2 protein-coding genes are annotated in these 1,846 nt (G+C 45.1%); both read right to left on the minus strand.

The genetic code is table 11. The features are described 5' to 3' along the window. Window positions 1-752 (minus strand): methyl-accepting chemotaxis protein (locus tag B3182_RS14865; RefSeq protein ID WP_292753344.1); only part of this gene is annotated, 752 nt, incomplete at its 3' end. A gap of 39 nt (window positions 753-791) precedes the next feature. Then, on the minus strand, window positions 792-1,846 hold a 1,055-nt coding region (locus tag B3182_RS14870), incomplete at its 5' end, for a flagellar hook-length control protein FliK (protein ID WP_292753347.1).

Here is a 1,846-nt window from a genome sequence, read left to right on the forward strand (position 1 = left end):
TCAATAGCAGCATTCAATGCCAACAGATTGGTTTGCTCTGTAATTCCGCGTATGACATCAACGATTGCACCAATATTACCGATATCCGCTTCGAGTTCACTTAAAGTCTCAGCCGCTTTTTCAACTTCGCTGGCCAGAGTATCAATAGATTGCATTGTCTCGAGTACCACCTGCTTGCCGGCTTTAGCTTCATTATCGGCATTACGTGCGGCTTCAGCAGCATTGGTTGCGGTGCGTGCTACTTCCTGAACAGAGGCAGTCATTTCATTCATCGCTGTCGCGACTTGATCAGTCTCTTCCTGCTGTTTTAATACTCCCGTCACCGTTTCTTTACTGATGACCGTCATGTTTTGGGTTGCGGTATTTAGCTGACTGACACCACCAATCAGCGTGTGCACCAGATTGGCAACATTTTTGCGGGCACTGTCTAGTTCAAATGCCATCCAGCTGAAATCGCTTTTACCGGAAATGGCAATTTTTTGCGTGAGGTCGCCTTTCTTAATATTCTGAATTCCATTGACCAATGTGGTTGCGCGTTTGTCACCAAAACGTCCAATAACATGTGCCATAAACATGATCAGTGCACTACCGATAACAACAAATCCAGCCACCACTTTAAGTTGTTGCATCGAGGTAACCGCGTTCAGTTCCATGTAGAACATTAACCCGGCCAGCACCACCAAACCGATAATGCCAAATCCGGCAACAATGTACATGCGTTTTCTCAGCGAATAATTCTCTAACTTAAACACGCCGCATTCTCCCTTCTATGTTTATAATTATTGTAATTATCATGCAAACACACTCACACCGACACTATTATCTGGTGAATCAACTGATAACTGTGTTGCTTCATTGTCCATATCGTCCGTTTCAACAATAACTTGAGCTATATTATTGCCGCCATGTAACTGTTCATCTTGCTCAGAACCCTGCGAAGGCTGATCCTGATGGCTTACTTCAGCATTATTTAATGCCAGTCCGCTTTCGTTGAAACTCTCACGTAATCTCGGCAGTGCCTGCTCCAAAGCATCCCTTGCTGCTGCATTTGAGGCAATAAAAGTAACATTGGCCTGATCATTTTGCATACTCAACCTGACCTCTACAGGGCCGAGATTAGCCGGATTCAGCCTTAACTCTGCTTGTTGAACACCCTCACGCGCCATCCAAACCACCCGGCTACTCATCACTTTGCCCCAAGCTGCACTGTTAAGCTGAGGTTGTATGTCCAGCGATAAAGCGGGATTAGCAACACTCGGTGTACCAGCCACAGACGTGGTCATACCCGGGATGGTAGAAAATACTAAAGGACTACTGAGTTTGCTGGCTGAACTTCTCTCCGCCTGAGGATCCAGTTGCCGCATCGCGGAAATTGTTTCAGCACTGGCTGTCATAAACTGTTCCGGCGTTTTCCCCGCCGTTTGCATCATTAACTTAACCTTTTCGGTGGTAACCGCATCACCTTCCACATTTTGCTTCTGAATTGCCTGAAGTATATCTGCACGGATTGACGTTGCTGAAAAATCTGCATTATTTGATTTGCTCTGCATCGCAAGTACAGATTTTTTCATATCCTTATCACCGGACTGTGGAATATTTATTAATGGCGTTGTGGCGAGCTGCTGCTTTTCAGTTTTCTTTTCTGTCACGGGAGTAACAGCCAAAATCATTAAAGGATCACTTTCATCCTCACTCTCAGTCTTATCAGTTTTGCCGTCAGTTTCGACAATGATTTCTTTAGTCGGTGCTTTATCGGATTCCAGTTCTGAATTGTCAGCCGTTTTTTCCGTCTTATCTACCTTTTCCGATTTTTCAGGCGGCAATTCTTTGCCGTCTTTTGCATCCG

The sequence above is a fragment of the Methylophaga sp. UBA4204 genome (assembly GCF_002379485.1).
Taxonomy (GTDB): domain Bacteria; phylum Pseudomonadota; class Gammaproteobacteria; order Nitrosococcales; family Methylophagaceae; genus Methylophaga.